The sequence below is a fragment of the Caldifermentibacillus hisashii genome, from assembly GCF_039654145.1.
Lineage (GTDB): Bacteria > Bacillota > Bacilli > Bacillales > Caldibacillaceae > Caldifermentibacillus > Caldifermentibacillus hisashii.
The window spans coordinates 1,963,886-1,987,532 of the sequence record NZ_CP155467.1 but is presented as its reverse complement, the minus strand read 5'-3'; the positions used below and the strand labels follow the sequence as shown (position 1 = coordinate 1,987,532).

Here is a 23,647-nt window from a genome sequence, read left to right as displayed (position 1 = left end):
GTTTTTATATAGCGATGAAAACAATTTTTATAAATACATATTGAATGCTAGGATGTGATAAATTCTCCACCATTTACGTGGATGGTCTGGCCGGTAACAAACCGAGAATCATCGGAAGCTAGAAAAACATAAGCAGGGGCCAGTTCGAACGGTTGTCCTTGCCGATCCATCGGGTTATCCACCAGTGAAACTTGATCTGCTGAAAAACTTGCGGGTATTAGCGGTGTCCAAATTCGACCCGGGGCAACCGCATTTACACGGATTCCTTTTTTTACTAAGTTTCTTGCCAATGCCCGTGTAAAACCGACAATTGCTGCTTTTGTCGCGGTATAATCGATTAATTGATCATTCCCGACATATGCGACAACTGATGCTGTATTAATAATTGAACTTCCGGGTTTTAAATAATTTAATGCTTCCCTCGTTGTATAAAAATGAGAATAGATATTAACTTTGAATGTGTCATCAAATTGTTCATCGGTAATATCAAGAAGGCTTAATTGTTGAAATTGGATACCAACATGATTACAAAGAATATCGAGTTTACCAAAAGTTTGTACCGTTTGTTGGACGATGTGAACACATTGTTGCTTGTCTCGTAAATCCCCCGGGAGTAAAAGGGCACGTCGGCCAAGTTCTTCAATTCGCTGTTTCGTAAGATTCGCATCTTCATGTTCATCTAAATAACTAATGGCAACATCTGCACCTTCTTTTGCAAAACCGATCGCAACCGCTGCACCGATTCCACTATCTCCACCGGTAATAAGGGCTACTTTTCCTTCCAGTTTTCCACTTCCATGTTCATTCGGATTTTCAATAATCGGGCGAGGAACCATTAAGCTCTCTACCCCCGGTTGGCGGTATTGACGCTGTTCAGGAACTGTTAAGGGAACATCTTGGAAACGGGTAATCTTCCCATAGTTTGGTAGTTGAGGATAATTTGATTGTTGATCTTTAAACATGGCAACCTCCTTAAAATTTTTTCAGGTTACTATATGTATTTGTCCGGGCTGTTGTGCCATTGTATGGTGTTCGGACGAGATACATGATTTGAAACGAGAACATATTTTAGAAAAAATGATAAGGGAGGAGGTGAATATGTTGGTCTATTTCAATCCGAATGTCCATTTACTTTTGCTTACGGAAAGCTTTGGAAAGGTACGAGTGTTATATAATGATAATCCACGCGCCTTTCAATTACCAAGTATTGGAGTCCGTCCCCCTTATTACACAAATCCAAGATATGAAGCATATTATCCGATCTTGTAAAAATTGGAAATCTCGAAAAGGATAAAAAGGGACATTGCCTCTATGGGACATTTCTTCTGATTTTCCAGCATGCTTTGTCCCATAGCACGGGCCTATGAGACATTTTTTCTTGATTTTCAATTCATTTTGTTCCACAGTCCCCCATGTAGCGCTAGGCTACACCACAGGAAGATGGTTTTTTCATGGTAGCCTAATTGTTCCATACGTCCATAACACCTATCTGCTTTAAACAAAATTTTAAGGAGGAGGGCATATAATCTTGTTGCTCCGAAAACATGTAAAACTGCCAACCTGCCCAAAATTTTTTATTTATTTGTGCCCAAATGACTGACGGTTGAATATAGAATAAATAGGCAATTGAAGATACTCGCCCAGATGAAGTACATCCTACATGATTGTTCCGGGAAGGAGGGTTACATCATTTTCGCGTTGCTTATTAGACGAATCGGTGGAGTTGTATCTATAGCTTTCGGAATTTTCGCGACACTGGAAGCATCCAGGCTTTATACTTATGGCACAGGCATACTGATTGGTGATCATGCCTTTCCTGCAATAATAGGAATCATCCTCATTGTTACAGGATTGTTCTACCTTTGCTTACCTTACAAAGAAGAAAAAGTGGTCATGCCAAATCATAAACAATTAAAAACAATGATTTATACAATTGGGATATTATGTCTGTATTGTTTCAGTATGAACTACCTCGGCTATTTTGTTACCACATTTATAGCCTTTCTTTTATTACTTAAAGTAATCGGTAACTACCGATGGGTATGGACAATGGCCTTTGCCTTAATTTTTACAGCAGTTATGTACTACTTGTTTATCACCTTATTAAAAACACCATTACCTATTACGCCAATATTATCAATTTAAAAAGGGGGATTTCATACTTGGATTCAATCATGTATTTGCTTAACGGATTAGGTGCTGTGTTGACCCCTTTCAATTTATTCATCGTTGTGGTCGGCTCCTTTCTTGGCACTTTCGTCGGTGTGTTACCAGGACTCGGTCCGACTTCTGCAATTGCCATTTTACTACCAATGACAACGATCCTTGAACCGGTGCAAGGGATTATGATGATGGCCGGAATTTATTACGGGGCAATGTACGGGGGTTCGACAACAGCCATTTTAATGAAAATCCCCGGTGAATCGTCATCGGTTCCGGCAACACTGGACGGATATCCGCTGGCAAAGCAGGGAAGAGGCGGTGCAGCGCTTGGGATTGCTGCGATTGACTCTTTTTTTGCCGGAATACTGGGTCTCGTCGGACTTGTATTGTTTGCCCCAATTTTAGCAGATCAAGCTTTGAAATTCGGTCCGCCCGAATATTTTGTTTTAATGCTTATGGCTTTGTTCATTTTATTTAACATTTCCGGTTATTCGTTTATAAAATCATTGATTATGGGGGCTTGCGGCTTTCTTGTTTCGTTTGTCGGAATTGGTTTATCTTCGGGTGTGGCACGATTTGACTTTGGTCTTCCGGTTTTGGTTGGGGGTTTTGAAATGATCAGCATTATTATTGGTTTATTTGCGATAACCGAAGTGCTGAAGGGAATTGAAGAGCGTCGGATAAAAATTAAGCAGCAAAAAATTAAAAAAGTTTTCCCGACCAAGGAAGACTTGAAAAATAGCAAAATGCCAATTTTACGTGGAAGCCTGCTTGGATTTTTTCTCGGAATTTTGCCTGGTTTTTCGGCAACCATTACATCTTTTCTTTCTTATGATATTGAGAAAAAAGTTTCCAAACATCCGGAAAAATTTGGTCATGGGGCGATTGAAGGGGTAGCCGGCCCGGAATCGGCAAACAATGCGACAAGTTCCGGGGGCTTTATTCCACTCCTTTCACTGGGGATTCCTTCTTCTCCACCACTGGCAGTTTTACTTGCAGCCTTCATGATTTACGGCTTAACCCCGGGACCAATCCTTTTTGAGCAAAACAGTGAGTTTGTTTGGACGGTTATTGCAAGTATGTTTATCGGAAATGTCATTCTTTTAATCTTAAATCTGCCGCTTGTCGGAGTTTGGGCAAAACTAACCGATGTCCCGTTTGGAATCTTGGCACCGATTATTTTAATGATAAGTCTACTTGGTGCATTTTCAGTACGCAATAGTTTATTTGACTGTTTTGTTGCGATTGTTTTTGGCGTTCTCGGTTACTTGTTCCATAAATTCAATTGGCCGATTATTCCTTTCATCTTATGTTTAGTTTTAGGACCAAAAATGGAAATATCATTTATTCAGTCTTTGGAAATATCGTCAGGGAACCTACTTATTTTTGTGGAAAGACCGATCTCACTCGGTTTATTATTAAGCTCAATCATTATCCTTATGATTTCCATCTTATTTACCAAAAGAACAAAAAGAAGAATGATTCAAGAAACCGGTGAATCACAAGATATGTCATAAGTTATCCAAGTTTGTTGATCTCGATAAAAAATAAATGTGAAATTGTATTGAAAAAAGGAACAGAGGAGAAGTGAATATGAAAAAATTAATCCCTATTTTATTCATGAATATTATTGTGATTTTTACAATTTTAGCAGGATGCTCGGTCCAAAACAACACAACAGAATCAAACGCAGCGAAGACAAAGGGAACCAGTTCGGGTAATTATCCAAACCGGCAAATTGAATTAGTCGTTCCATTTGCGGCAGGTGGCGGCGTGGATTTGGCTGCCCGTGCCGTTGCCGATTATTTAAGTAAAGAGTGGGGGCAACCGGTTGTCGTTGTCAATAAAACGGGAGGCGGAGGAATTGTTGGTGCCCAATATGCCCTGTTGGAATCGAAACCGGATGGCTATACTGTACTCATGAACAACAATTCTTCTACAACCATGTATGAAGCTGGGACTACTCAGCCTATATTAACAGCTAAAAGCCATCAGTTTGCTGCACGTGTCGCCGAATCACCGTTAGTTTATGCAGTAAAAAGTGACGCACCCTAGAAGGATTTAAAAGAATTTACCGAGTGGGTAAAAGAAAACCCGGAACAACTCACATGGGCGAGCGTCGGTCCGGCCGGTTTTTCCAGCTTTGGTGTTGCAGAATGGCTGGATTCAGTTGGGGTTGACTATACAAAAACGCAAATGGTCTCCAGTGAAGGGGCCAGTGATTCAGCTGCTAAAGTAGCAGGTGGTCATGTTATTTTGGCCGTCCACAACGCAGGGGAAGTGTATTCCCTTGTTGAATCGGGGAAATTGAAAGTGTTAGCTGTTCAAGGTTCAGAACGAAGCCCGCTTTATCCGGATGTACCGACAACAGAAGAACTCGGCTTCCCAAACTTATCGGTCAGCTGGTGGACCGGGATTTCTTTACCAAAAGATACACCGAAAGATATTGTAAAAAAATGGGAAGCAGCAATTGAAAAAATGCAACAAGATAAACAGTTCCAAGCTCAGCTCGAAAAAATATATTTACAACCGGGTTACCTAAACAGTTCCGATTTTACAAAAAAAGTACAAGAAGAAGTGGAATGGTATACAGAACTGGCAGAGAAAACCGGGATTAGAAAATAAAGAAAAAGAAAGTTAAATGGATTTGGGAACAATTTCAAAAACTAGGAATTAACCCTAATAAAACTACTACTAATGATTAAGAAGGATCAAGAACAATCACAAATGGCGATATAACAGCAATAACATTTAATCACTGGCAATTGCAGACCGTTTCTTTATTAGCAACAAAATTCCCCGAAAATAGGAAAAACTTAATAAGGTCATAAACATAAAGAAAAACCGGCCAGAACTATCCAAAACAGGTCGGTTTTTCTAAATACTTATTTTACCCCTATTTTCAACTCACCATTGTCAATTGAAATTACAACCGTCTCGTTTTCTTGTACCTTTCTTGCGATTATTTTCCTTGCCAGTTCCGTCTCAACCGTACGTTGAATAAATCGTTTCAATGGTCTTGCACCGAAAACCGGGTCAAATCCGTTTTCAGCGATATATTCCTTCGCTTCATCTGAAATTTCCAGCTTAATTTGTTGATCTTTCAATCTTTCCTGCAGTTCGCTAAGTAATTTGGTAACAATCCCTTTAATATTATCCAATGTCAAAGGTTTAAATAAAATAATTTCATCCACACGATTTAAAAATTCCGGACGAAAATGACTGCGCAACTGCTCCATAACCAGTTCACGAGCTTCTGAACGAATTTCGTCCGTTCCTTGTTCTCGCTCCAGTAAAAATTGTGATCCCAGATTTGAGGTCATAATAACCACGGTATTTTTAAAATCAACGGTACGACCTTGAGAATCAGTAATCCGACCATCGTCGAGCATTTGCAATAATATATTGAACACTTCCGGATGTGCTTTTTCAATCTCGTCAAATAAAACAACCGAATAAGGATTTCTTCTTACTGCTTCGGTTAATTGACCACCTTGTTCATAACCGACATATCCGGGCGGCGCACCAATTAATCTTGAAACGGTATGCTTTTCCATATATTCGGACATATCGATGCGGATGATATGCTCTTCGCTATCGAATAAATGTTGGGCAAGTGCCTTGGCAAGTTCCGTTTTCCCGACACCGGTGGGACCAAGGAACATAAAGGATCCAATCGGCCGATTCGGATCTTTAATGCCGGCTCTTGCCCGAAGTATCGCATCGGACACAAGCCGAACAGCCTCATCTTGTCCGATGACTCGTTCATGTAAAATCGATTCCAGTCGCAATAATTTTTCCCGTTCACTTTCAACGAGTTTTGTCACAGGAATACCTGTCCAGCGGGCAACAATTTCGGCGATCTCTTCATCGGTCACTTCTTCACGCAACAATCGATTTTCTGCATGTTCATGGACTTTTTCCTCCAATTCCCGCAATTCTTTTTCTAATGCAGGAATCCGACCGTGTCTTAGTTCAGCAGCTTTATTCAAATCATACTCATTTTCCGCCTTTTCCAGTTCCCAACGTAGTTTTTCCAGTTGTTCCCGTTTATCCTGAACCATCTGAATGCCTTCTTTTTCCAACTGCCATTTCGCTTTCATTTCATTGGCTTGATCGCGAAGTTCCGCCAGTTCTTTTTTCAAAACATCGAGGCGGCTCATACTCACCGGATCATCTTCTTTGGAAAGGGCCGCTTCTTCAATTTCGAGCTGCATGACTCGCCTCGTCACTTCATCTAATTCTTGCGGCATCGAGTCAATTTCAGTCCGGATCATCGCACAAGCTTCGTCGATTAAGTCGATCGCTTTATCCGGCAGAAACCGATCGGTAATATAACGGTTAGATAAGGTTGCTGCCGCGACCAGTGCGCGGTCATGGATTTTAACGCCGTGATGAATTTCATATCGTTCTTTCAAGCCGCGTAAAATTGAGATGGTGTCTTCAACATCCGGTTCTTGGACGATAACCGGTTGAAAACGTCGCTCTAATGCCGGGTCTTTTTCAATATATTGTCGATGTTCATCTAATGTTGTTGCCCCGATACAATGCAATTCCCCTCGGGCAAGCATCGGTTTTAACATATTTCCCGCATCCATGGCACTATCTGTCTTTCCGGCACCGACGATAGTATGCAATTCATCGATAAACAAGATGATTTTTCCTTCACTTTTCTTAATTTCGTTCAAAACAGCTTTTAACCGTTCTTCAAATTCACCACGAAATTTTGCCCCGGCAACAAGCGCACTCATATCAAGGGAAAAAATCGTTTTATCCTTTAAACCCTCAGGGACATCACGACGAACAATTCTTTGAGCCAAACCTTCAACAATGGCTGTTTTCCCGACACCGGGTTCACCGATTAATACCGGGTTATTTTTCGTTTTCCGTGACAAAATACGAATTACTTGCCGTATTTCATTATCGCGACCTATAACCGGATCGACCTTTCCGGATCGGACCTCAGCAACTAAGTCTCGACCATATTTTTCCAAAACATTGTATGTACTTTCCGGATTTGGTGATGTCACTCTTTGATTCCCCCTTATTTCTCTTATAGCTTCTAATACTTTTTGCAAGGTGATCCCCTGATTTTTTAAGAGTTTCCCGACATCAGTCTCCAAAGTTACAGAAGCAATAAGAATATGTTCAACTGATAAATACTCATCTTTAAAGGTGGTCATTGTTTTTTCAGCTTCGGTAAAAACACGCTGTAATTGGTTGGAAATATATATGTTTCCTTGTTCCACACCGCTGCCGGTGACAACAGGTTTTTTCTTTGCTAAAGCTTCTAATCCCTGTTTGAATAGGTTACTATTTGCATGCAATTTTTCGAGAATAGCGGTGACAAGATTGTCTGTGTCTTGCATGAACGCAAGATACAGGTGGACTTCATCGATTTCTTGATGATGCCGATTACTAGCAATGGTTTGTGCATGGAAGATTCCCGACTGCATCCGTTCCGTCATACGATTGACATCCATATAAACCGCTCCTTTGACCTTTTTTGACCTTAGTTCAATTATAAAAGATTATCGTTGAAAAAGCAAAATGAGCTGAAATACACTGGAGTGGGAAAAGGGTATTTATTTATCTTCAAAAATGGACAAAAAATCATCACATCTATATTTCTTGTTTTCTCCCATAAACATGATTAGTATTATATTCAGATAAAATAGAAAGGAATTATAAAATGAATAAACGGATTTACTTTTTGATGATTATTGCTTTTGTGGTTGGGATGGTTGAACTAATCATAAGTGGTATTCTTGATCTTATAGCAGCAGACTTAGATGTAAGCCTCAGTCAGGCCGGTTATTTGATTACCATTTTTGCTCTCATTTTTGCATTACTTTCACCGGTGTTATTAATTTTGACAGCAAATATCGAGAGGAAACGGTTAATGCTGATTTGTCTTTGGATTTTTCTCTTCGGTAATATAATAACAATTTTCAGTCCAACTTATGCAATCGTGTTCGTCGGTCGTATCATCAGTGCCACCAGTGGGGCATTATTAACGATCCTTTGTCTTGTGATGGCGCCGAATATGGTTGAACCGCAATACCGGGGGAGAGCAATTGGTGTCATCTCGATGGGGGTAAGTGGGGCATTGGTGCTTGGTATTCCAATTGGTTTAGTGTTAGGGAATTCTTTCGGATGGCGAGCTCCATTTGTTATGATTGCCGTTTTGACGTTTTTTTCAATTATCGGTGTTTATTTATGGATGAGTCGGATTGAGCCGGAGTCACAAGTCCCGCTCCATATCCAATTAGCCAGTCTAAAAAGCAGAAAAGTTCTCTTTGCCCTATTAACGACCTTTTTATATATGGCCGGACATACAGTTTTATATGGTTATTTCAAACCTTTTTTGCAAGAAACTATGGGGCTTGATGGAACATGGATTAGTATTATCTACTTTATTTTTGGCATTTCAGCGGTCAGCGGCGGGGGAATTGGCGGAGCGTTAGCCGATTTATTCGGTTCCAAAAAGACAATCGTCATTTCATTGATACTTTTTACCGGATTATTTTTAATCATTCCCCACACAACGGGATTAATTCCTTTATTTATTGTCGCCTCAATTGTTTGGGGAATTTTAAGCTGGGGAGTTTCACCGGCTATGCAAAGTTACTTGATTGAGTCATCACCAAAAACGGCATCCATTCAGCAAAGCTTAAATAATTCAGCCCTCCATTTAGGTGTTGCAACTGGATCATTTGTTGGCGGGATGGTGATTGAACATGCATCGATTAACGAAAATCCTTATGCGGGCAGTATTTTAATCTTATTATCTGTTTTAACAATTATTGTATCGTTTCGAGCCCGGCAAACTGTTGTCCCTGATACGGAAATGGAAGGATAAATTTAGAAAGATCTAATAGCAGGTCGGATAGACATGAATCGAAAGGAAAGACAAAGCAGTCGGACAAAATCGAATTTACGTCCTTGCTGGAAATGTATATGAAGGTATAAGATAAAGATACTGATTATAAGCGATATTCAATAAAAAGTGAAAACCATTTGTTCATGACAGGATGAGCGGGAATAAAATATTTATGAAAAGGTGAACAATGATGGGGAAAATGACGGAATGGTTGGAAATGGATGATGGGCATGAGATTTACTTAAGAAGCTGGGTGAATGAAGGGGAATCACCCAAGGCGATTGTCCAAATTTCCCACGGTATGGCTGAACATATTGCACGATATGACGATTTTGCTCAATTTCTTCTTAATAGAGGGATTTTCGTTTATGGAAATGATCATCGCGGTCATGGACATACAGGTGAAAAAGCCGGCGTTTTTGGTTATTTTGCTCAAAAGGATGGATTTGACCGGGTAGTCGATGATCTTCATGCAGTTACGAATCATATTAAGAAACTCTATCCTGATAAACCAATCATCTTGTTCGGACACAGTTTGGGATCGTTTCTGTCACGGAGATATATTCAGAAATATTCGAGTGATATCACCGGGGTCATTTTATCTGGTACCGGTGGAAATCCAGGGGTTGCGGCTGCTATCGGTAAACTTGTGGCGAAAAGGGAGATACGAAAATTCGGGAAAACCGCTCCCAGCCATGTAATGAACCGGATTATATTTGGTTCGTACAATAAAGGATTGGACCATGTTAAAAATAAGTTTTCTTGGTTATCCAGGGATGAATCCGTCGTTCACGCTTATCTTCAAGACCCGTATTGCGGTTTTGTCTGCTCAGGAACTTTTTTCTATGATTTATTAACCGGATTACAGCTTATTCACCAAGATGCTCTTATCCAACAAATCAGAAAAGATTTACCGATTTTCTTTATTAGTGGCGATCGTGACCCGGTTGGTACCTATGCTAAAGGTGTCAAAAAAGCGATAAAACAACTTGAAAAAAATGGGTTACATAAAATCGATTACCGATTTTATCAAGATGCCCGGCATGAAGTATTAAATGAAATCAATAAAGAGGAAGTTTACGAAGATATTATTCAGTGGATTGAACGAACATTGAATACAGTAGAAGGGTAAGAGGCCGAGTTAGTCCCGGTCTCTTATTTAATTTGTTCAAGTAGTTCTTGATCTTGCCAAGCTTTGCACACATCAATCCAACTTTTTGCATTAGAAAACTTTTCCAATTCTTCACAAGTGAGCTCAATGGCGGAATTGGTACTGCCACATGCTGGAAAAACGGTTTCGAACCGTTTTAATGAGATGTCTAAATAAACACCGAGGTCGTTAGCCAATCCAAACGGACAAACACCACCAATCACGTGTCCGGTTTGTTCAACGACTTCCTCGGCACTGAGCATCCGTGCTTTAAACCCAAAAAAATGTCTGAACTTTTGATTATCAATTTTGGCATCACCGGCTGTAACGACAAGGATTGCCTGATTGTTATCCCCACGGAACGATAGAGTCTTTGCAATTCTGGCAGGAATAACACCAATTGTTTCTGCCGCCTGTTCAACGGTTGCACTGGATGTATCAAATTCCATAATATCTTTGTCACGGTTCCACTGTTTAAAATGTTCTTTTACACTTGCAAGAGACATAACGCCACCCCATCATTATTTTTTAATCATTATCATAGCATAAAGTTCCAAAAAATTGTAATTTTTGAAGTTGGGGAAACAATGCCTTGCCAAATGGATCAAGGAAGGGATGTAAATTGTTCGATTAAAAAGAGCCCAACGCTTTTTTTCGTTAAGTGCCGGGCTCCTTCTACATTTTAAGATGTCTTGAATAAGTACAATAAGCGTAAATCCGTAAACCTGTTTCCGTGATCAAGTAGACAAGTGCAATATATTTGATAAAACTCTTGGTAAAGAGGAACAGAGCAACAGTCATCAGGAGTGTCAACAAGTAGCTGAGGTTTCCTGATATACCGTTCAGTGGATGGTTTGTGAAAAAGACAGACCTTGCGCCTCGCACATCTTTTCCATAGCAAAAATAATGATAAGGTTTCACACGGAAAAAGATGCTTGCTGTGACCAAGTCTTCTTTTTCCTCAATAACTTTATGGCATTGTTCACAAATAATCGGCCTGGACATATATATCCCTCGATTCTTGAGTTGTTCAAGTGGTTTTATCCGATTTTTGTCCCGTTCGCAACCGGTTCGTCAATATTTAATAAGACCACATCGTCTTCACCCGGCAAGCCGCCAAGTACTAATACCTCTGACTTGAATCCGGCAATGCGTCGGGGAGGGAAGTTAATGACGGCAATCACTTGTCGACCGACCAGTTTTTCCGGTGTATATCGCTTCGTTATTTGTGCGGAAGATTGTTTGATTCCGACTTCACCAAAATCAATTTGCAATTTAATCGCCGGTTTTCTAGCTTCCGGGAATGGTTCAGAGAAGATTACCGTTCCTACTCGGATATCTAATTTATCAAAGTCCTCAATGGTTGCCATGATTCCTACCTCCTTAGTACTCTAACTTATAAATTACTATAAATTGGCAAATGGTGCAAAGAAAGTCACATATACTTTTATGTTTTTAGCAAAAATTGGTTTATTCCACACAAGATTTTTGCAGATAGATGGGGATAAAAACTTATTTATTGAAAAAACTTTGGAAAATTAGTAAAATGGAAAAAACAATATCGAAATTTTTCATCGGCTACCCGTATTCACTTTAAAAATATTCAGTTTCCAAATATATTGGATTTTACTACTTACATTTGTTTTTGAAATAAGATATATTGAGTCACGTGATTATATTTTTCAGGAGGGATTAATCCAGTGTAACTATTGCCTTTTTCTTTTATCGAAAAAAAAAGAAAAGGGGTAGTTTTGATGAAAAGCAAATCATTTCGTTATTTATGGTTGGGTCAGCTTTTGGCCAATTTTGGTGATGTGTTTTATATTGTCGGATGTATTTCAATTTTATATGGGTTCACAAGTTCAGCGTTTTATTTGGCGTTATTGCCGTTTTTAAATACAATTGGTCGGTTTATTAGCAGTCTTTTGTCACCGATTCTTTTCAATAAATACCGGTTAAAAACATTGTTAGTCGGTTCACAAACAGTAAAAACGATTTTTTTGTTCGGGCTGTCCTGTTTTGTCAGTTTTCAAAAGGAACAGGGAATTTGGCTGGTGCTTTTCCTTATCTTTCTAATTGCTTTTTTCGATGGGTGGGCATTGCCGGCAACGAATGCCATGCTTCCACGGTTAGTGAAAAAAGAGGAACTTGTTAAAGCCAACAGTTTTGTTGCCGTTATGAATCAAACAACGCAACTGTCAGGTTGGGCATTAGGTAGTATGTTGGTTGCCTTTTTAACAGGGAAAAATGTCATTTGGCTGACGTTTGTATTATTTGTCTTTTCCACTTTCATGATGAAAGGAATTATAGACAATACACCTTTCCAACCTGCTGAAAGTAGAGAAAAGAAAACAGAGGCAATGAAGGAAGGTTGGCTGATCATTTGGAATAAGCCGCTGTATCGAATCATTCATGTACAAATTATGTTTGAAGCAATTGCCGGTGTTGTCTGGGTTGCGGCGATTTTATATGTTTTTGTTAAAGAAATTTTCCATGTATCCGAAGCTTGGTGGGGATACATTAATACGATTTATTTTATTGGTTTAATTGTTGGCGGGCTGTTTTGTACGAAAGCTTCACGGTTCATTGAAGGTCGTTTGCGATTGATCCTTATATGCACATCTATTGGGGCAGCGGTTGTAACCTTTTTATTTGGCTTAAACACGTATGTTTGGTTAGCGCTGCTATTGGTTGCGCTAAGTGGCATTATCGATCAAATGAAAGACCTTTCGATGACGATTTATTTACAGAAGGAAGCAACTGTTGACGAGTTGCCAAAAATTTATGGAGCCCAGCAAACAATCATCTCACTATTTTTCGGATTATCAACACTGGTTTTTGGGGCAATTGCTGAATGGAATGTGCAATTTGCTTTTTACTTGGCCGGTGGTTTGTTGGCACTTTCATCAGTATATTTGATATTTTCTAGAAGCCGACTTAATAAAAGATATTTGGATGTCAGTTAATCGAAAGGCCGGGTACTAAAAAGTCCCCGGCCGTTTTTAATACAGCTAATCATCGAACGCTTTCTTTTAAAAAATAGGTATAACTTCATGAGAGCAATGATTATTAATATAAACATTGAAATATTTAATAAAACTGATTTAATCGAGTAACTTAAAAAGGTTGTATTGATAACGATTGCTCCCCCATTACACAAGCTAAAGCTACTAGATAAGTAATTTTATTTCTCATTTTTACAAGCCTCCAAACATAGGAAGGTTATTTTATTGAATGATTTTCTGCAATTCTTCTATTATTGTTTCTACTACTCGTATGGATTGAATTGTGTTGTTCTCAAATTCCAGACTGTGATTCGCTCCCGGAATTAATGAAAGGGTGAGGTGCAGGTTTTCTTCAAGTTTTAGAAATCTTTCTTCAACGTAATATGGATCTTTGTTGCCGATAAATACAGAACCACCAAGTTCACTTTTAAGCATAGTTTGATAAACTTTATCAACTGATAATAACGGTGTTAACCAAATGACTTGACTGTTTGGGATATCGTTTTGTTGTAGGATTATGTACGAGCGCATAGGTACCAATCGATTTTGCGACGAAATGGATTTTTGAATAGTTGTGCTTCTGCAAAAATGATTGTACCGCTTGATTGATTACTTCTTTACAATTCTTCTTATCCAAATCTTGCAGTAATTCATTATAGTCCAAGTGCAGGGCATCAAATCCTTTTTCAACATATAACGATGTTGCATAATAGAATAACGGTTTCTGCGTTGTATAGCCTTTTCCGGGTAAGAAAATCGCAAGGTAAGTAGTCTCCGTTTCTTGTTGAATGTAAGTAATCGGAACTTCTATTCCACTGCATACAATCGAACTTTTTTCATTCTTCATTGAAATTCACACCTTTCTCCATCTATAATTATAGTAGAATTCTAAATTTTATCATACATATTTTAATAATTGAGGTAAAACACATGGATACACATTTGTTTCTTTTTGGCGGGGGATCACCGTTTACAGACGGGTTCGCTAGTAAGTTTGCAAAAATTTCATTAACGCTTGGTGGTCCAGTTTCAATTTTATTAACCCATGAGGAAATTTGTGCCGGTGTCATTACCGCAATTCAAACAGGAAAAGACCATACCATTGTCGGCCAACTTGAACCTTGGGAAATGCGACCGTAAAATTTTTTTGAGGTGATGATGATTTGAAAAGCAGAAATTACTGATGCAAAAGCAATTGCAAAGGTGCAAGTGACACATGGACAACAACCGATCGGAATATTGTACCTGAGGACTATTTAAAGCAAATGTCCTATGATGACAGGGAGGAGATGTGGAAAACGATCCTTTCGAGTGGTTCCGCTTATGTCGCAGAAAATGAAAACGGGGAAATTATTGGCTTTTCCAGGATTTTAAAAGCTGAAATAATCTAAACAAGGAGATTTTGGTAATGCACGGATTTTCCTTTTTTGATTCACTTTATCAAATATTAGTTATAGGTATCATGATACTTATCATCATTCTCATCATTAATTTCACTTTATATCAAAAGCGAAAAAGAGAAACGTTCGAAAAACAATTGGAATCAATTGAAAAGAAATTGGATATGATGATTGAACGAATGAAAAAGGATTCGTAAAAGGAGGTGCATCTGATTGAATGAAAAACTGGAACAATTGATCATAGACTTTTTACAAGAAAAACTTTCACCTTACTTAGTTGTTCTGTTTGGCTCTACCGTAAAAGGGACATTGCGAAATGATAGCGATCTTGACATTGCTTTTCTTGCCGAGCAAAATCATAACGCTTATGAAATTTTTCTGATTGCACAAGAGTTTGCGTCACACATAAACCGTGATGTTGATTTGGTTGATTTAAATCAAGCAAGTACCGTATTTCAGGCTCAAATCGTCAGTACAGGAAAAGTAATTTACTGTTCAGATGAAACGAAAAGAGCACATTTTTATATGAAAACGTTGAAAATGTATGCAAAATTGAACGAGGAACGTGCACCAATTTTACTTAAAGTGCAGGAAAGCGGGAGAATTTATGGAAAGTGATGTTGTACTGAATAAGATTCATATTATAGAGCGGTGTTTAAATCGAATACATGAAGAATACGCCAATAATCCGGAAAACTTAGTGAATTTTACGAAGCAAGATTCGATTATTTTAAATTTGCAGCGGGCCTGTGAAGCAAGTATTGATCTAGCGATGCAAGTGGTTGCAGAGAAAAAACTCGGTCTTCCACAAACGTCACGTGATGCATTTCTTTTACTGGAAACAGAAGGAATTATCCCTGTATCACTTTCTAAAAGGATGCAACGAATGGTTGGATTCAAAAATATCGCCGTTCATGATTATCAAGAAATCAATCTATCCATCTTACAAAAAATTATTGAAAACCATCTCGATGACTTTTTGCAATTTACCAAAGCAATCATTCGCATATAGTTGATCATAAAAACATTATGTAAACTAGATACAAAAAGGAAGGTCGCTATGAAACTCACGTCGGACTATCAATATGTTAAAAGCATCTATTTAAATAGAGAAAAAGTATACTCCTTTGATACGTTTCCGCTTAACTTGCCGGTCATCCGCAATTTGGGGACACTCCATTTCCATCCGAACGTGACCTATATTGTCGGCGAAAACGGGATGGGGAAGTCGACGTTATTAGAAGGAATCGCCGTTAGTCTCGGATTCAATCCTGAAGGTGGAACGTTAAATTTTCATTTTTCCAGTTACGATTCTCATTCGAATTTACATGAGTTTTTAAGGGTGGCAAAAGGACCATACAAACCCCATGATCATTTTTTCCTCCGTGCCGAAACGTTTTATAACCTAGCTACCAATATCGAGGAAATGGACCGTGAACTGTTGGGGGGAAGGAAGATTGTCGAGTCTTTCGGGGGAAAATCATTGCACGAACAATCTCACGGTGAATCATTTTTTGCAGCGTTCATCCATCGCTTTCAAGGCAACGGTTTATATATTCTGGATGAACCGGAAGCGGCTTTGTCACCACTTAGACAACTTTCTATGCTTACCCGGATTCATGAATTAGTAGAAAGCGGATCTCAATTTATTATTTCGACTCATTCACCAATTATTATGGCGTATCCTGATGCAAAAATCCTCCAATTGACAGAAAAAGGGTTGAATGAAGTTCAGTTGGAGGAAACAGCGCATTATCAGCTCATGAAACAATTTTTTGATGATAAAGGTCGACTCCTCCATCATTTATTAAAATCATAGTTTGAGGAGAAGGATATATGATATGGAAATAAAAGAACTGAAATCAAAGGATGAAATTATAAAAGCATTTCCGGTAATGAAACAACTAAGAACCCATTTAGATGAAGAAACGTATCTTGACTTAGTATTTGAAGCAAGGGAGAAGGATCACTACCGACTGTTTGCCCTTTATGATCAGGGTGACATTGTTGCGGTGACTGGTTTTAAGCCAATGATTACCCTCTATTACGGGCGATTTGTTTGGGTTTGTGATTTAGTAACAGATTCCGTCAAACGTTCGATGGGTTACGGAGAAGAATTATTAAATTTTGTTCATGATTGGGCGAGAACGAATGGATATTCATCAGTTGCTCTTTCATCCGGCCTCATGCGATTAAACGCCCACCGATTTTATACCGACAAAATGAACTATGACAAAGTAAGTTTCGTATTCAAGCATAACCTGGATTAGGAGGAATTTCGATGGCAGAAATTATCCAACAAAAATTTGTTCTGAAGAAGGGGGAAACACTTATCGTCCGAACCGCCCTACCTAGTGATGCCAAAAATATCATTCAATACGTTCGAACGATCTTCCGTGAATCCCCTTTTATGTTAACAACCGAGCCAGAATTCACGATGACCGTTGAAAAAGAAAAACAATTTTTACAAGATTGTTTAAAAAGTGAAGGGAAGTTGGCGCTTGTTGCGGAGGTGGACAATAGAATAATCGGATTTCTCAACTTTCAAAACGGCAATAAAAGGAAAATACGCCATACCGGTGAATTCGGTATGTCAGTTGCACAAGAATATCGAAATTTGGGTATAGGAAGTGCTTTATTAAAAATACTTCTTAATTGGGCCGAAGATAATCCCATTATCGAAAAAGTATATTTGGAAGTATTTGCCAAAAATACCGCTGCAATTGCTTTGTATAAAAAAATTGGCTTTATAGAAGAAGGCTGTAAAGTAAAGGGAGTAAAAATAGACCAACAAACGTATGATGATATCTTATTGATGGCACAATTTGTCGAAAAAGGAACTACATAAAGCGTTCAAATTTTCAATGAAAACGTTAATAAATTATTCGCAGACTTTTTTGAAGAGGTATGCTAATATAAAAATATAAAAGAGAAACAAATTATTTTTCAACCTTGCAGGAGGGTCAACCATCCTAGTTAGTTCCGTTGAATATAAACTAGGCGTATTAAATTTCTTAAAGGGAATGAAAATGGTAATTCCACCGATAATTTTCCTGTTAAAGAATTGAAAAAGATTTGAGTCAGCCGAGCGAAGAAAGCCGATAAAATTTGAAAGATGATTACTTTATGATTCGCTAACAATGGATAATAGGAATAATTCATGAAAAAAAGATAAGTATATTAGCTGGCATATCGATGCAATATATTTATCTGTCGTGAACCTTTATCAAAATTAGGAATCCGCTAAAGTATGAATCATCAAATTTGGAAGGCTGGACAATCAATTGGTTAAACTCTATTCAATCTTTTCAAGACAATGGTATGAATGCCAAGTAATTAAAACTATTGGAAATATTAAAATTAAATCCGGAGCTGACGAGAAGCATCCTAATGGGTACACTTCCAAATGGCAGACCTTAATAGGCTGCAAACGAAAAGTTATATAAAAAGTGTAAACAACCCGATCCGAATCATGTAAAAGTTCACAATTAGTGGCTTTTTACAAATAGGATGTATGGTATGGTTGGGTCTCCTGTAAGGTTGAACTAAGTGGGTCGTGATAATAACCAATATCATGATCCACTTTTTATTATGCTTTTCATCCACTTTTCTAATAAAGGATATTTTTTTAACCAAAATTATGGGAATAATATATGAAGATTAAAAAATATAGGAGGAAAATAATGCCTAGAAAACCGACTCCAATCAATGAATTAAAAAATAAAAACTTAACTTCAAAAAATGAAACTGAGAAAAATAATGAAAATAACACAGGAGAAGAAAGTGAAGTCGAGAATTTATCGCAAATGCTTTCTTCCGTTCTATCTTATTTATCAGATGAAGAAATTGAGGAAATTGATCTTGAATATTTATTGAATCACACAAAAGGACTACGGGAATGGTGGGAGCACTACCTAGAAAACAATCGAAAACAAATCGAGAAGGAAATTAAACAGTTGTTGAGCAGTTTATCGATGAAAGATCTTGAAAATATTAAAAAAATGATTAGCGAGAAAAATCCGTAAATTAGTCATCCATATGATACCTACACAACAAACAAATGTAATGAAACCTTCATTTATTTTATCGACAAAAAATAGTCCAAACGACCAACCAATGCTGACTGCTAAAAACAAGCTTTCCTTTCATACAACGAACTGCAATCGGTGATGGTTTCTGTTCGATTAAATGATCTGTCCGAGGCCCGCTGTAATTACATCTGTCGTTTCTTCTTTTGACGAGGTATCGAATAGCGAAGTCCTTTATCGAGCACGAAATAAGGACTTCGTTATGGTTCGTGATTATTTCCTCAAACAAAGAAACTCACCCCAAAAAAATTCATGACTCCTTATGATTTCGTTTTCATCTTATGAAATAGGAATAATATATCACTTATTTCAGCCTAATTACTCATTTTTTCTATCAATTACACCCTTTTTCGACAATTTTATTCTTTCCGGATAGTTCTTTAGTCGAGTTGACTAAATTTGTATTTTTTGTAATTGTAATACTAACTGCTAATTGGCAATTGAAGGAGACTTTATGGCAAATCAATTTTTTATTGATTTCTTGATAAATACTGTCATAATTTCAGTATTTCGTAATAATCATGATGGAGGAACGTTAAAATTAGTTAAAAAAGCAAAAAGTTTCTTTTTATAGTTATGGAAGGGCATTCTTTAGCCGAATTTGAATTAAGATAGCAAGCATTAAAGGAGTCATGCCAACTTAAATTGCATCTTTTGATGATATTGACCCTGTGCAAATGGTTAAATTAATATTCACAAAAGGAAGAAATGAACATATAAATATGAACGATTTCCAAATTTAAAAAATATTGGTGATTCATTTAACATCTTCAAAATATGGTGTTTACGAAAATAGGTGATGAGATTAGTAAATTATGGTATCATACTAATAGGAGAAGGTTTCTTAATTTTGTAAAATCAGGTAAGTTGCTTTTTTCTCGTGACAGTTTCTACAGGTGGAATGGTCGACTTGACAAATAGAAGTTTCGTAATATACTTGTATAGGGATATTTTACAACATTATTATTTAAGTAATGTTAAAGGTTTGTAGCGTTTTGTAAATTTAAAAACTGGTTACCTCACAAATTTAAAAATTAATAATTGGGTTCTTTTTCATGTACAAGCAATGAAATTTGTGTAATAATAATGGACTAGAGGTAGGTGTAATTATGAAAAACTTACTTGGAAAAAATGTTAATTTGTTCAATAAATTTATCGGTTTCTACTTCTTGGCCGTATTGATGCTTTGGATTAAAACATATATTACCCAAATGACACAATTCGACTTAGGTGTGGATGGGGCTTTACAACATTTTTTGTTATTTATTAACCCACTCGGATCTGCAATGTTATTTCTAGGGTTTGCTATGTTTTTTAAAGGTCGGAAAAGGTATACTTTGTTAGTAGTTATTTATACACTATTGAGCATTCTTTTATATGCAAATGTTGTTTATTATCGTTTCTTTAGTGATTTCATTACTTTGCCGACAATATTCCAAACACAAAATTTCGGGAATTTAGGCGGTAGTGTTATTGCTTTACTGAGACCATATGATGTTTTATTCTTTGTTGATGTTGTTGCGATTATTTATCTACGCGCATCAAAGAGAATTGTAAAGGAAACAACGGAATTCAACAGAAAAAGAGCAATTGCATTAATTTCATTGGCTCTCGGAATATCTTGTTTGAATTTAGGTCTTTCCGAAGCAGACCGCCCGGAATTATTGACTCGTGGTTTTGACCGTAACTATATTGTGAAATATTTAGGAATGTACAATTACACGATTTATGATGCTGTAGAAAGTACAAAAGCTTCTGCACAAAGAGTACTTGCAGACAGTAACGATATTACCGAAGTGATTAACTATACAAAATCAAACTATGCTGAGCCAAATCCGGAATATTTTGGTAAGGCAAAAGGTATGAATGTTCTTTACATCCATTTAGAGTCATTCCAAAACTTTTTGATCAATTACAAATTGAATGGTGAAGAAGTCACACCGTTCTTAAATTCCTTAGTGAATGATCCAAATACACTATATTTTGATAATTTCTTCCATCAAACGGCACAAGGAAAAACATCTGATGCTGAATTTATGTTGGAAAACTCAATTTTCGGATTGCCACAAGGATCAGCCTTCATTACAAAGGGAAGAAATATGTACCAAGCTGCTCCTGCAATTTTGAAAGAATATGGTTATACATCTGCTGTGTTTCATGGTAATGGCGGCAGTTTCTGGAACCGGAATGAAATTTATAAATCGTTTGGATTCGATAAATTTTATGATGCAGATTATTACAATTTCAGTTCCGATGAAGATATGGCTGAATATGGTTTAATGGATAAACCTTTCTTTGAACAGTCAATGGATAAATTAAAAACTTTACCACAACCGTTTTATGCAAAATTGATTACTGTATCAAATCATTATCCGTTTGATATGGATCAAGATTTAGCGACAATTGAAAAAGCTTCAACCGGGGACTCAACTGTAGACAATTATTTTCAAACTGCCCGTTATGCAGATGAAGCGATCGCACAATTATTTAATGATCTCAAGGAATCCGGTTTGTATGATAATACAATGATTATTTTGTATGGTGACCATTATGGAATTTCTGATAACCATAATAAAGCCATGTCACAAATCATTGGAACCGAAGTGGATAAAGTAGAAAGTGCAAACCTTCAACGGGTACCGTTATTTATCCATGTACCAGGAATGCAAGGTGGTGTCATGCAAACGTATGGCGGCCAAATCGATTTACTTCCAACAGTGTTACACTTGTTAGGAATTGATACGAAAGATTTTGTGCAATTTGGTACAGATTTATTATCGCCAAATCATAATGAAGTAGTTCCATTTAGAAACGGTGATTTTGTAAGTCCAAGCATTTATTCACTTGATGGAAAATATTATGATGCCACAACTGGTCTTCCACTCGATGACAGTCAAAAACAATTGGCTGACGAATGGAAAGAAGAAGTTGAATATAAATTGTATCTGTCCGATAAGGTGGTTAACGGCGACTTGTTGCGGTTCTATACCCCTGAAGGTTTTAAACCAGTCGATCGAACAAAATTTAATTATAGTAAAGAAAAATCGGATAAATAATAAAAACGATAAAAGAGGTCTGTATTAATTTTCGTACAGACCTCTTTTTTTTGCTTATGAAAGGATGTTATAATCTTTTTACCAAGCATGATTTTTTAGGCTCATTTCTTGCATACTTTTACAGAAGTTTTCCTGACTTCTTTTGTTTTACGATTAACAGGTGGAAAGGGTGTTGCACATTGACAATTACTTATTACCATATTCACTACTATGGTCAGGTAGTTTATGAAAATGATTTATACAAACATGTTCATTTTCCGGAAATGTTAATATATTACAGCGGAAATTTTATTCAGTTTAAATCAATGCCATCATTACAAGAGTTTGCTCACGCTGCTGATTATTTACTTGAATTTCATAAGAGAAATGGACAAAACCATGTTCAGTTCTACTTCCCTCCTAATCAGAAACCTGCAAAAGAATTTATTGATTATTTTTTAAAAGAGCAATATATTTATAGTTTTACAGAGCTATATGCAATCCGCCCAAAAGAATTTAAATATAGAGTATTAAATCCGGAAGTCATTGTTACTGCGGTCGATGAGAATACATTTCCTTATTATCTTGATTTACAATTTGGTTTTGATGTAAAATTCGGTGTAGAATTTGCGAAACAAAAGGCAAAGATTCACCGAAGACATTTTGAAGACTCTTCATTCCTGCAATTATTGGCTTATTATAAAGGAGAACCGGTGGGGACAGTTGACTGTATCATTCGTGACCAAACAGTGGAGTTAGATAACTTGCAAGTAATGGAAAGATACCGAAACTTAAGTGTGGGCACTGCTTTACAAAAGTATGTTATGGATCACTTCCCGGATCATTGGGTAATTTTAATCGCAGAAGGGGAAGATACACCAAGAGAAATGTATCAAAAGCAGAATTACCAATATTATGGCTTTCGTTATGAGGCTTATAAAGTATTTTATGAAAGTTAAAAGAAGGGGGAGAGGATGAGATGGAATTAGGACTAACAGATAAAATTGCTCTAGTCACCGGGGGAAGTAAAGGAATTGGGCTTGCCACAGCACTCCAACTTGTAAAAGAAGGGGCAAAGGTGGCAATATGTGCGAGAAATTTAGATGGATTGGAAAAAGCACAATCGCTAATAAAAGAACAAACGAATGAGGAAGTATTGATCATAGAGGCAGATGTTAGAAAAGAAGCTGAATGTAAACGGGCCGTGACTACAACAGCAGATTTTTATGGCGGATTAGATATATTGGTAAATAACGCCGGTACAAGTTCAGCAAATCCGTTTGAAACTGTTGAGACAGAACTATGGCAACAAGATTTAGATTTAAAATTGTTTGGTGCGATCCATTGTTCACGCTTTGCTATTCCATATATGCGAAAGAGTGGGCATGGTGCCATTGTTAACGTGACTGCTGCTCTTGCCAAGACTCCAGGTGCGTCATCTTTACCAACAAGTGTCAGCCGTGCAGCGGGCATGGCATTGACAAAAGCAATGAGTAAAGATCTGGGCTCTGATCATATCCGAGTCAACACCGTATGTATCGGCTTAGTTCGGAGCGATCAGATCGAAAAAATTTGGCAAAAACAAAGACCTGATTTAACCTGGGATGAATATTCCAAAGAAACCGGAAAACATATCCCACTGGGACGAATTGGCGAACCGGAAGAAGCAGCGAAAGTAATAACTTTTTTAGTCTCCGATGCAGCTTCCTATGTGACGGGAACTTCTGTCAATATTGACGGTGGCAGTGCAGGGGTACTGTAAGTTTTCGACATATGGTGTAAATCGAGGACCGGATACAAATTCGGTCCTCGTTACCTGTCAAGAAAAAAATAGCTTTCGACTTTCTACAAATTGCTGTTCCAATCTTCACATATAAAACAGTATAGGCTCGATACTCCAAAAATGCACTTCCTTTAACTTTT

The 23,647-nt window shown here is 37.5% G+C and carries 24 protein-coding genes and 1 pseudogene; 18 read left to right on the top strand and 7 right to left on the bottom strand.

Translation table 11 applies throughout. From position 1 onward, the window contains the following. Positions 1-47: 47 nt before the first annotated feature. A complete protein-coding gene (locus NSQ14_RS09365) occupies positions 48-962 on the bottom strand; it encodes an SDR family oxidoreductase (RefSeq protein WP_346216268.1) in 915 nt (304 codons plus the stop codon). Between the two features lie 136 nt (positions 963-1,098). Here NSQ14_RS09365 and NSQ14_RS09360 point away from each other — a divergent pair, with 136 nt between their 5' ends. From NSQ14_RS09360 to NSQ14_RS09345, 4 genes and pseudogenes are all read left to right on the top strand, one after another. Further along, positions 1,099-1,269, top strand: a complete 171-nt coding sequence (locus NSQ14_RS09360) for a hypothetical protein (protein WP_162835728.1) — start codon at positions 1,099-1,101, stop codon at positions 1,267-1,269. A 375-nt stretch (positions 1,270-1,644) separates the two neighbouring features. Further along, the gene (locus NSQ14_RS09355) at positions 1,645-2,145 is read left to right on the top strand and encodes a tripartite tricarboxylate transporter TctB family protein (RefSeq protein WP_081912320.1); all 501 of its coding nucleotides are present in this window, start codon (positions 1,645-1,647) and stop codon (positions 2,143-2,145) included. 29 nt (positions 2,146-2,174) lie between these two features. Next, positions 2,175-3,680 (top strand): tripartite tricarboxylate transporter permease, encoded by a 1,506-nt coding sequence (locus tag NSQ14_RS09350; RefSeq protein WP_428831592.1) that lies wholly within the window; start codon positions 2,175-2,177, stop codon positions 3,678-3,680. Positions 3,681-3,756: 76 nt separating this feature from the next. Next, positions 3,757-4,788 (top strand): annotated as a pseudogene (locus tag NSQ14_RS09345) (tripartite tricarboxylate transporter substrate binding protein). A gap of 260 nt (positions 4,789-5,048) precedes the next feature. Here the strand turns inward: NSQ14_RS09345 and clpB are convergent. Next, the gene (gene clpB, locus NSQ14_RS09340; RefSeq protein WP_346216266.1) at positions 5,049-7,646 is read right to left on the bottom strand and encodes an ATP-dependent chaperone ClpB; all 2,598 of its coding nucleotides are present in this window, start codon (positions 7,644-7,646) and stop codon (positions 5,049-5,051) included. Between the two features lie 209 nt (positions 7,647-7,855). Between clpB and NSQ14_RS09335 the strand changes: the two genes are divergently transcribed. Then, on the top strand, positions 7,856-9,025 hold the full coding sequence (locus NSQ14_RS09335; RefSeq protein WP_034770225.1) for an MFS transporter: 1,170 nt from the start codon (positions 7,856-7,858) through the stop codon (positions 9,023-9,025). 211 nt (positions 9,026-9,236) lie between these two features. Then, positions 9,237-10,178, top strand: coding sequence for an alpha/beta hydrolase (locus NSQ14_RS09330; protein WP_034770222.1), 942 nt, complete (start codon positions 9,237-9,239; stop codon positions 10,176-10,178). Between the two features lie 23 nt (positions 10,179-10,201). Here NSQ14_RS09330 and NSQ14_RS09325 read toward each other — a convergent pair whose 3' ends face one another. The 3 genes from NSQ14_RS09325 to csaA all read right to left on the bottom strand — a co-directional run bounded on the left by NSQ14_RS09325 (position 10,202) and on the right by csaA (position 11,566). Beyond that, positions 10,202-10,702: a YbaK/EbsC family protein gene (locus NSQ14_RS09325; RefSeq protein ID WP_034770219.1), complete on the bottom strand. Its 501-nt coding sequence runs from the start codon at positions 10,700-10,702 to the stop codon at positions 10,202-10,204. Positions 10,703-10,871: 169 nt separating this feature from the next. Beyond that, positions 10,872-11,201: a hypothetical protein gene (locus NSQ14_RS09320; protein ID WP_034770216.1), complete on the bottom strand. Its 330-nt coding sequence runs from the start codon at positions 11,199-11,201 to the stop codon at positions 10,872-10,874. Positions 11,202-11,236: 35 nt separating this feature from the next. Next, positions 11,237-11,566, bottom strand: a complete 330-nt coding sequence (gene csaA / locus NSQ14_RS09315; protein ID WP_034770213.1) for a chaperone CsaA — start codon at positions 11,564-11,566, stop codon at positions 11,237-11,239. 384 nt (positions 11,567-11,950) lie between these two features. Here csaA and NSQ14_RS09310 point away from each other — a divergent pair, with 384 nt between their 5' ends. After that, positions 11,951-13,162, top strand: coding sequence for an MFS transporter (locus tag NSQ14_RS09310; RefSeq protein ID WP_346217100.1), 1,212 nt, complete (start codon positions 11,951-11,953; stop codon positions 13,160-13,162). 261 nt (positions 13,163-13,423) lie between these two features. Here the strand turns inward: NSQ14_RS09310 and NSQ14_RS09305 are convergent, their stop codons facing one another. Together NSQ14_RS09305 and NSQ14_RS09300 are read right to left on the bottom strand one after the other, a co-directional pair. Then, positions 13,424-13,636 carry a hypothetical protein gene (locus NSQ14_RS09305; RefSeq protein WP_041903506.1) on the bottom strand — a complete coding sequence of 71 codons (213 nt, stop codon included), beginning with the start codon at positions 13,634-13,636 and terminating at the stop codon, positions 13,424-13,426. A gap of 16 nt (positions 13,637-13,652) precedes the next feature. Further along, entirely contained in the window at positions 13,653-14,048 is a 396-nt protein-coding gene (locus tag NSQ14_RS09300; RefSeq protein ID WP_346217099.1) for a hypothetical protein, read from the bottom strand. Between the two features lie 83 nt (positions 14,049-14,131). On the opposite strand from NSQ14_RS09300, the gene NSQ14_RS18905 reads away from it, so the two are divergent. From NSQ14_RS18905 to NSQ14_RS09245, 11 genes are all read left to right on the top strand, one after another. Further along, on the top strand, positions 14,132-14,341 hold the full coding sequence (locus NSQ14_RS18905) for a hypothetical protein (protein ID WP_428831587.1): 210 nt from the start codon (positions 14,132-14,134) through the stop codon (positions 14,339-14,341). Between the two features lie 268 nt (positions 14,342-14,609). Then, positions 14,610-14,798, top strand: a complete 189-nt coding sequence (locus NSQ14_RS09290; protein ID WP_034770205.1) for a DUF4083 family protein — start codon at positions 14,610-14,612, stop codon at positions 14,796-14,798. A gap of 16 nt (positions 14,799-14,814) precedes the next feature. After that, positions 14,815-15,219 carry a type VII toxin-antitoxin system MntA family adenylyltransferase antitoxin gene (gene mntA, locus NSQ14_RS09285; protein WP_034770202.1) on the top strand — a complete coding sequence of 135 codons (405 nt, stop codon included), beginning with the start codon at positions 14,815-14,817 and terminating at the stop codon, positions 15,217-15,219. Next, entirely contained in the window at positions 15,209-15,613 is a 405-nt protein-coding gene (gene hepT, locus NSQ14_RS09280) for a type VII toxin-antitoxin system HepT family RNase toxin (RefSeq protein ID WP_346217098.1), read from the top strand. Before mntA ends, hepT begins: the two co-directional genes overlap by 11 nt. 48 nt (positions 15,614-15,661) lie before the next feature. Beyond that, positions 15,662-16,420 carry an AAA family ATPase gene (locus NSQ14_RS09275; RefSeq protein WP_346217097.1) on the top strand — a complete coding sequence of 253 codons (759 nt, stop codon included), beginning with the start codon at positions 15,662-15,664 and terminating at the stop codon, positions 16,418-16,420. A gap of 22 nt (positions 16,421-16,442) precedes the next feature. After that, entirely contained in the window at positions 16,443-16,871 is a 429-nt protein-coding gene (locus NSQ14_RS09270; RefSeq protein WP_034770195.1) for a GNAT family N-acetyltransferase, read from the top strand. Between the two features lie 11 nt (positions 16,872-16,882). After that, a complete protein-coding gene (locus NSQ14_RS09265) occupies positions 16,883-17,449 on the top strand; it encodes a GNAT family N-acetyltransferase (RefSeq protein ID WP_095141242.1) in 567 nt (188 codons plus the stop codon). Between the two features lie 835 nt (positions 17,450-18,284). After that, on the top strand, positions 18,285-18,626 hold the full coding sequence (locus NSQ14_RS09260; RefSeq protein ID WP_095141243.1) for a hypothetical protein: 342 nt from the start codon (positions 18,285-18,287) through the stop codon (positions 18,624-18,626). Between the two features lie 1,172 nt (positions 18,627-19,798). Further along, positions 19,799-21,745, top strand: coding sequence for an LTA synthase family protein (locus tag NSQ14_RS09255; RefSeq protein ID WP_270577128.1), 1,947 nt, complete (start codon positions 19,799-19,801; stop codon positions 21,743-21,745). Between the two features lie 179 nt (positions 21,746-21,924). Then, entirely contained in the window at positions 21,925-22,683 is a 759-nt protein-coding gene (locus tag NSQ14_RS09250) for a GNAT family N-acetyltransferase (protein ID WP_346217096.1), read from the top strand. 20 nt (positions 22,684-22,703) lie between these two features. After that, entirely contained in the window at positions 22,704-23,486 is a 783-nt protein-coding gene (locus NSQ14_RS09245; RefSeq protein ID WP_034770180.1) for an SDR family NAD(P)-dependent oxidoreductase, read from the top strand. Positions 23,487-23,647: the final 161 nt, after the last annotated feature.

Bases quoted from the DNA above. Each gene is read 5' to 3' on its own strand.
- NSQ14_RS09290 (WP_034770205.1), top strand. From the start codon at position 14,610: ATGCACGGATTTTCCTTTTTTGATTCACTTTATCAAATATTAGTTATA.
- NSQ14_RS09350 (WP_428831592.1), top strand. From the start codon at position 2,175: ATGTATTTGCTTAACGGATTAGGTGCTGTGTTGACCCCTTTCAATTTA.
- hepT (WP_346217098.1), top strand. From the start codon at position 15,209: ATGGAAAGTGATGTTGTACTGAATAAGATTCATATTATAGAGCGGTGT.
- NSQ14_RS09245 (WP_034770180.1), top strand. From the start codon at position 22,704: ATGGAATTAGGACTAACAGATAAAATTGCTCTAGTCACCGGGGGAAGT.
- NSQ14_RS09265 (WP_095141242.1), top strand. From the start codon at position 16,883: ATGGCAGAAATTATCCAACAAAAATTTGTTCTGAAGAAGGGGGAAACA.
- NSQ14_RS18905 (WP_428831587.1), top strand. From the start codon at position 14,132: ATGGATACACATTTGTTTCTTTTTGGCGGGGGATCACCGTTTACAGAC.
- NSQ14_RS09300 (WP_346217099.1), bottom strand. From the start codon at position 14,048: ATGAAGAATGAAAAAAGTTCGATTGTATGCAGTGGAATAGAAGTTCCG.
- NSQ14_RS09305 (WP_041903506.1), bottom strand. From the start codon at position 13,636: ATGCTTAAAAGTGAACTTGGTGGTTCTGTATTTATCGGCAACAAAGAT.
- NSQ14_RS09255 (WP_270577128.1), top strand. From the start codon at position 19,799: ATGAAAAACTTACTTGGAAAAAATGTTAATTTGTTCAATAAATTTATC.
- NSQ14_RS09360 (WP_162835728.1), top strand. From the start codon at position 1,099: ATGTTGGTCTATTTCAATCCGAATGTCCATTTACTTTTGCTTACGGAA.
- NSQ14_RS09275 (WP_346217097.1), top strand. From the start codon at position 15,662: ATGAAACTCACGTCGGACTATCAATATGTTAAAAGCATCTATTTAAAT.
- clpB (WP_346216266.1), bottom strand. From the start codon at position 7,646: ATGGATGTCAATCGTATGACGGAACGGATGCAGTCGGGAATCTTCCAT.
- NSQ14_RS09310 (WP_346217100.1), top strand. From the start codon at position 11,951: ATGAAAAGCAAATCATTTCGTTATTTATGGTTGGGTCAGCTTTTGGCC.
- NSQ14_RS09365 (WP_346216268.1), bottom strand. From the start codon at position 962: ATGTTTAAAGATCAACAATCAAATTATCCTCAACTACCAAACTATGGG.
- NSQ14_RS09260 (WP_095141243.1), top strand. From the start codon at position 18,285: ATGCCTAGAAAACCGACTCCAATCAATGAATTAAAAAATAAAAACTTA.
- NSQ14_RS09355 (WP_081912320.1), top strand. From the start codon at position 1,645: ATGAAGTACATCCTACATGATTGTTCCGGGAAGGAGGGTTACATCATT.
- csaA (WP_034770213.1), bottom strand. From the start codon at position 11,566: ATGGCAACCATTGAGGACTTTGATAAATTAGATATCCGAGTAGGAACG.
- NSQ14_RS09270 (WP_034770195.1), top strand. From the start codon at position 16,443: ATGGAAATAAAAGAACTGAAATCAAAGGATGAAATTATAAAAGCATTT.
- NSQ14_RS09320 (WP_034770216.1), bottom strand. From the start codon at position 11,201: ATGTCCAGGCCGATTATTTGTGAACAATGCCATAAAGTTATTGAGGAA.
- NSQ14_RS09335 (WP_034770225.1), top strand. From the start codon at position 7,856: ATGAATAAACGGATTTACTTTTTGATGATTATTGCTTTTGTGGTTGGG.
- NSQ14_RS09330 (WP_034770222.1), top strand. From the start codon at position 9,237: ATGGGGAAAATGACGGAATGGTTGGAAATGGATGATGGGCATGAGATT.
- NSQ14_RS09325 (WP_034770219.1), bottom strand. From the start codon at position 10,702: ATGTCTCTTGCAAGTGTAAAAGAACATTTTAAACAGTGGAACCGTGAC.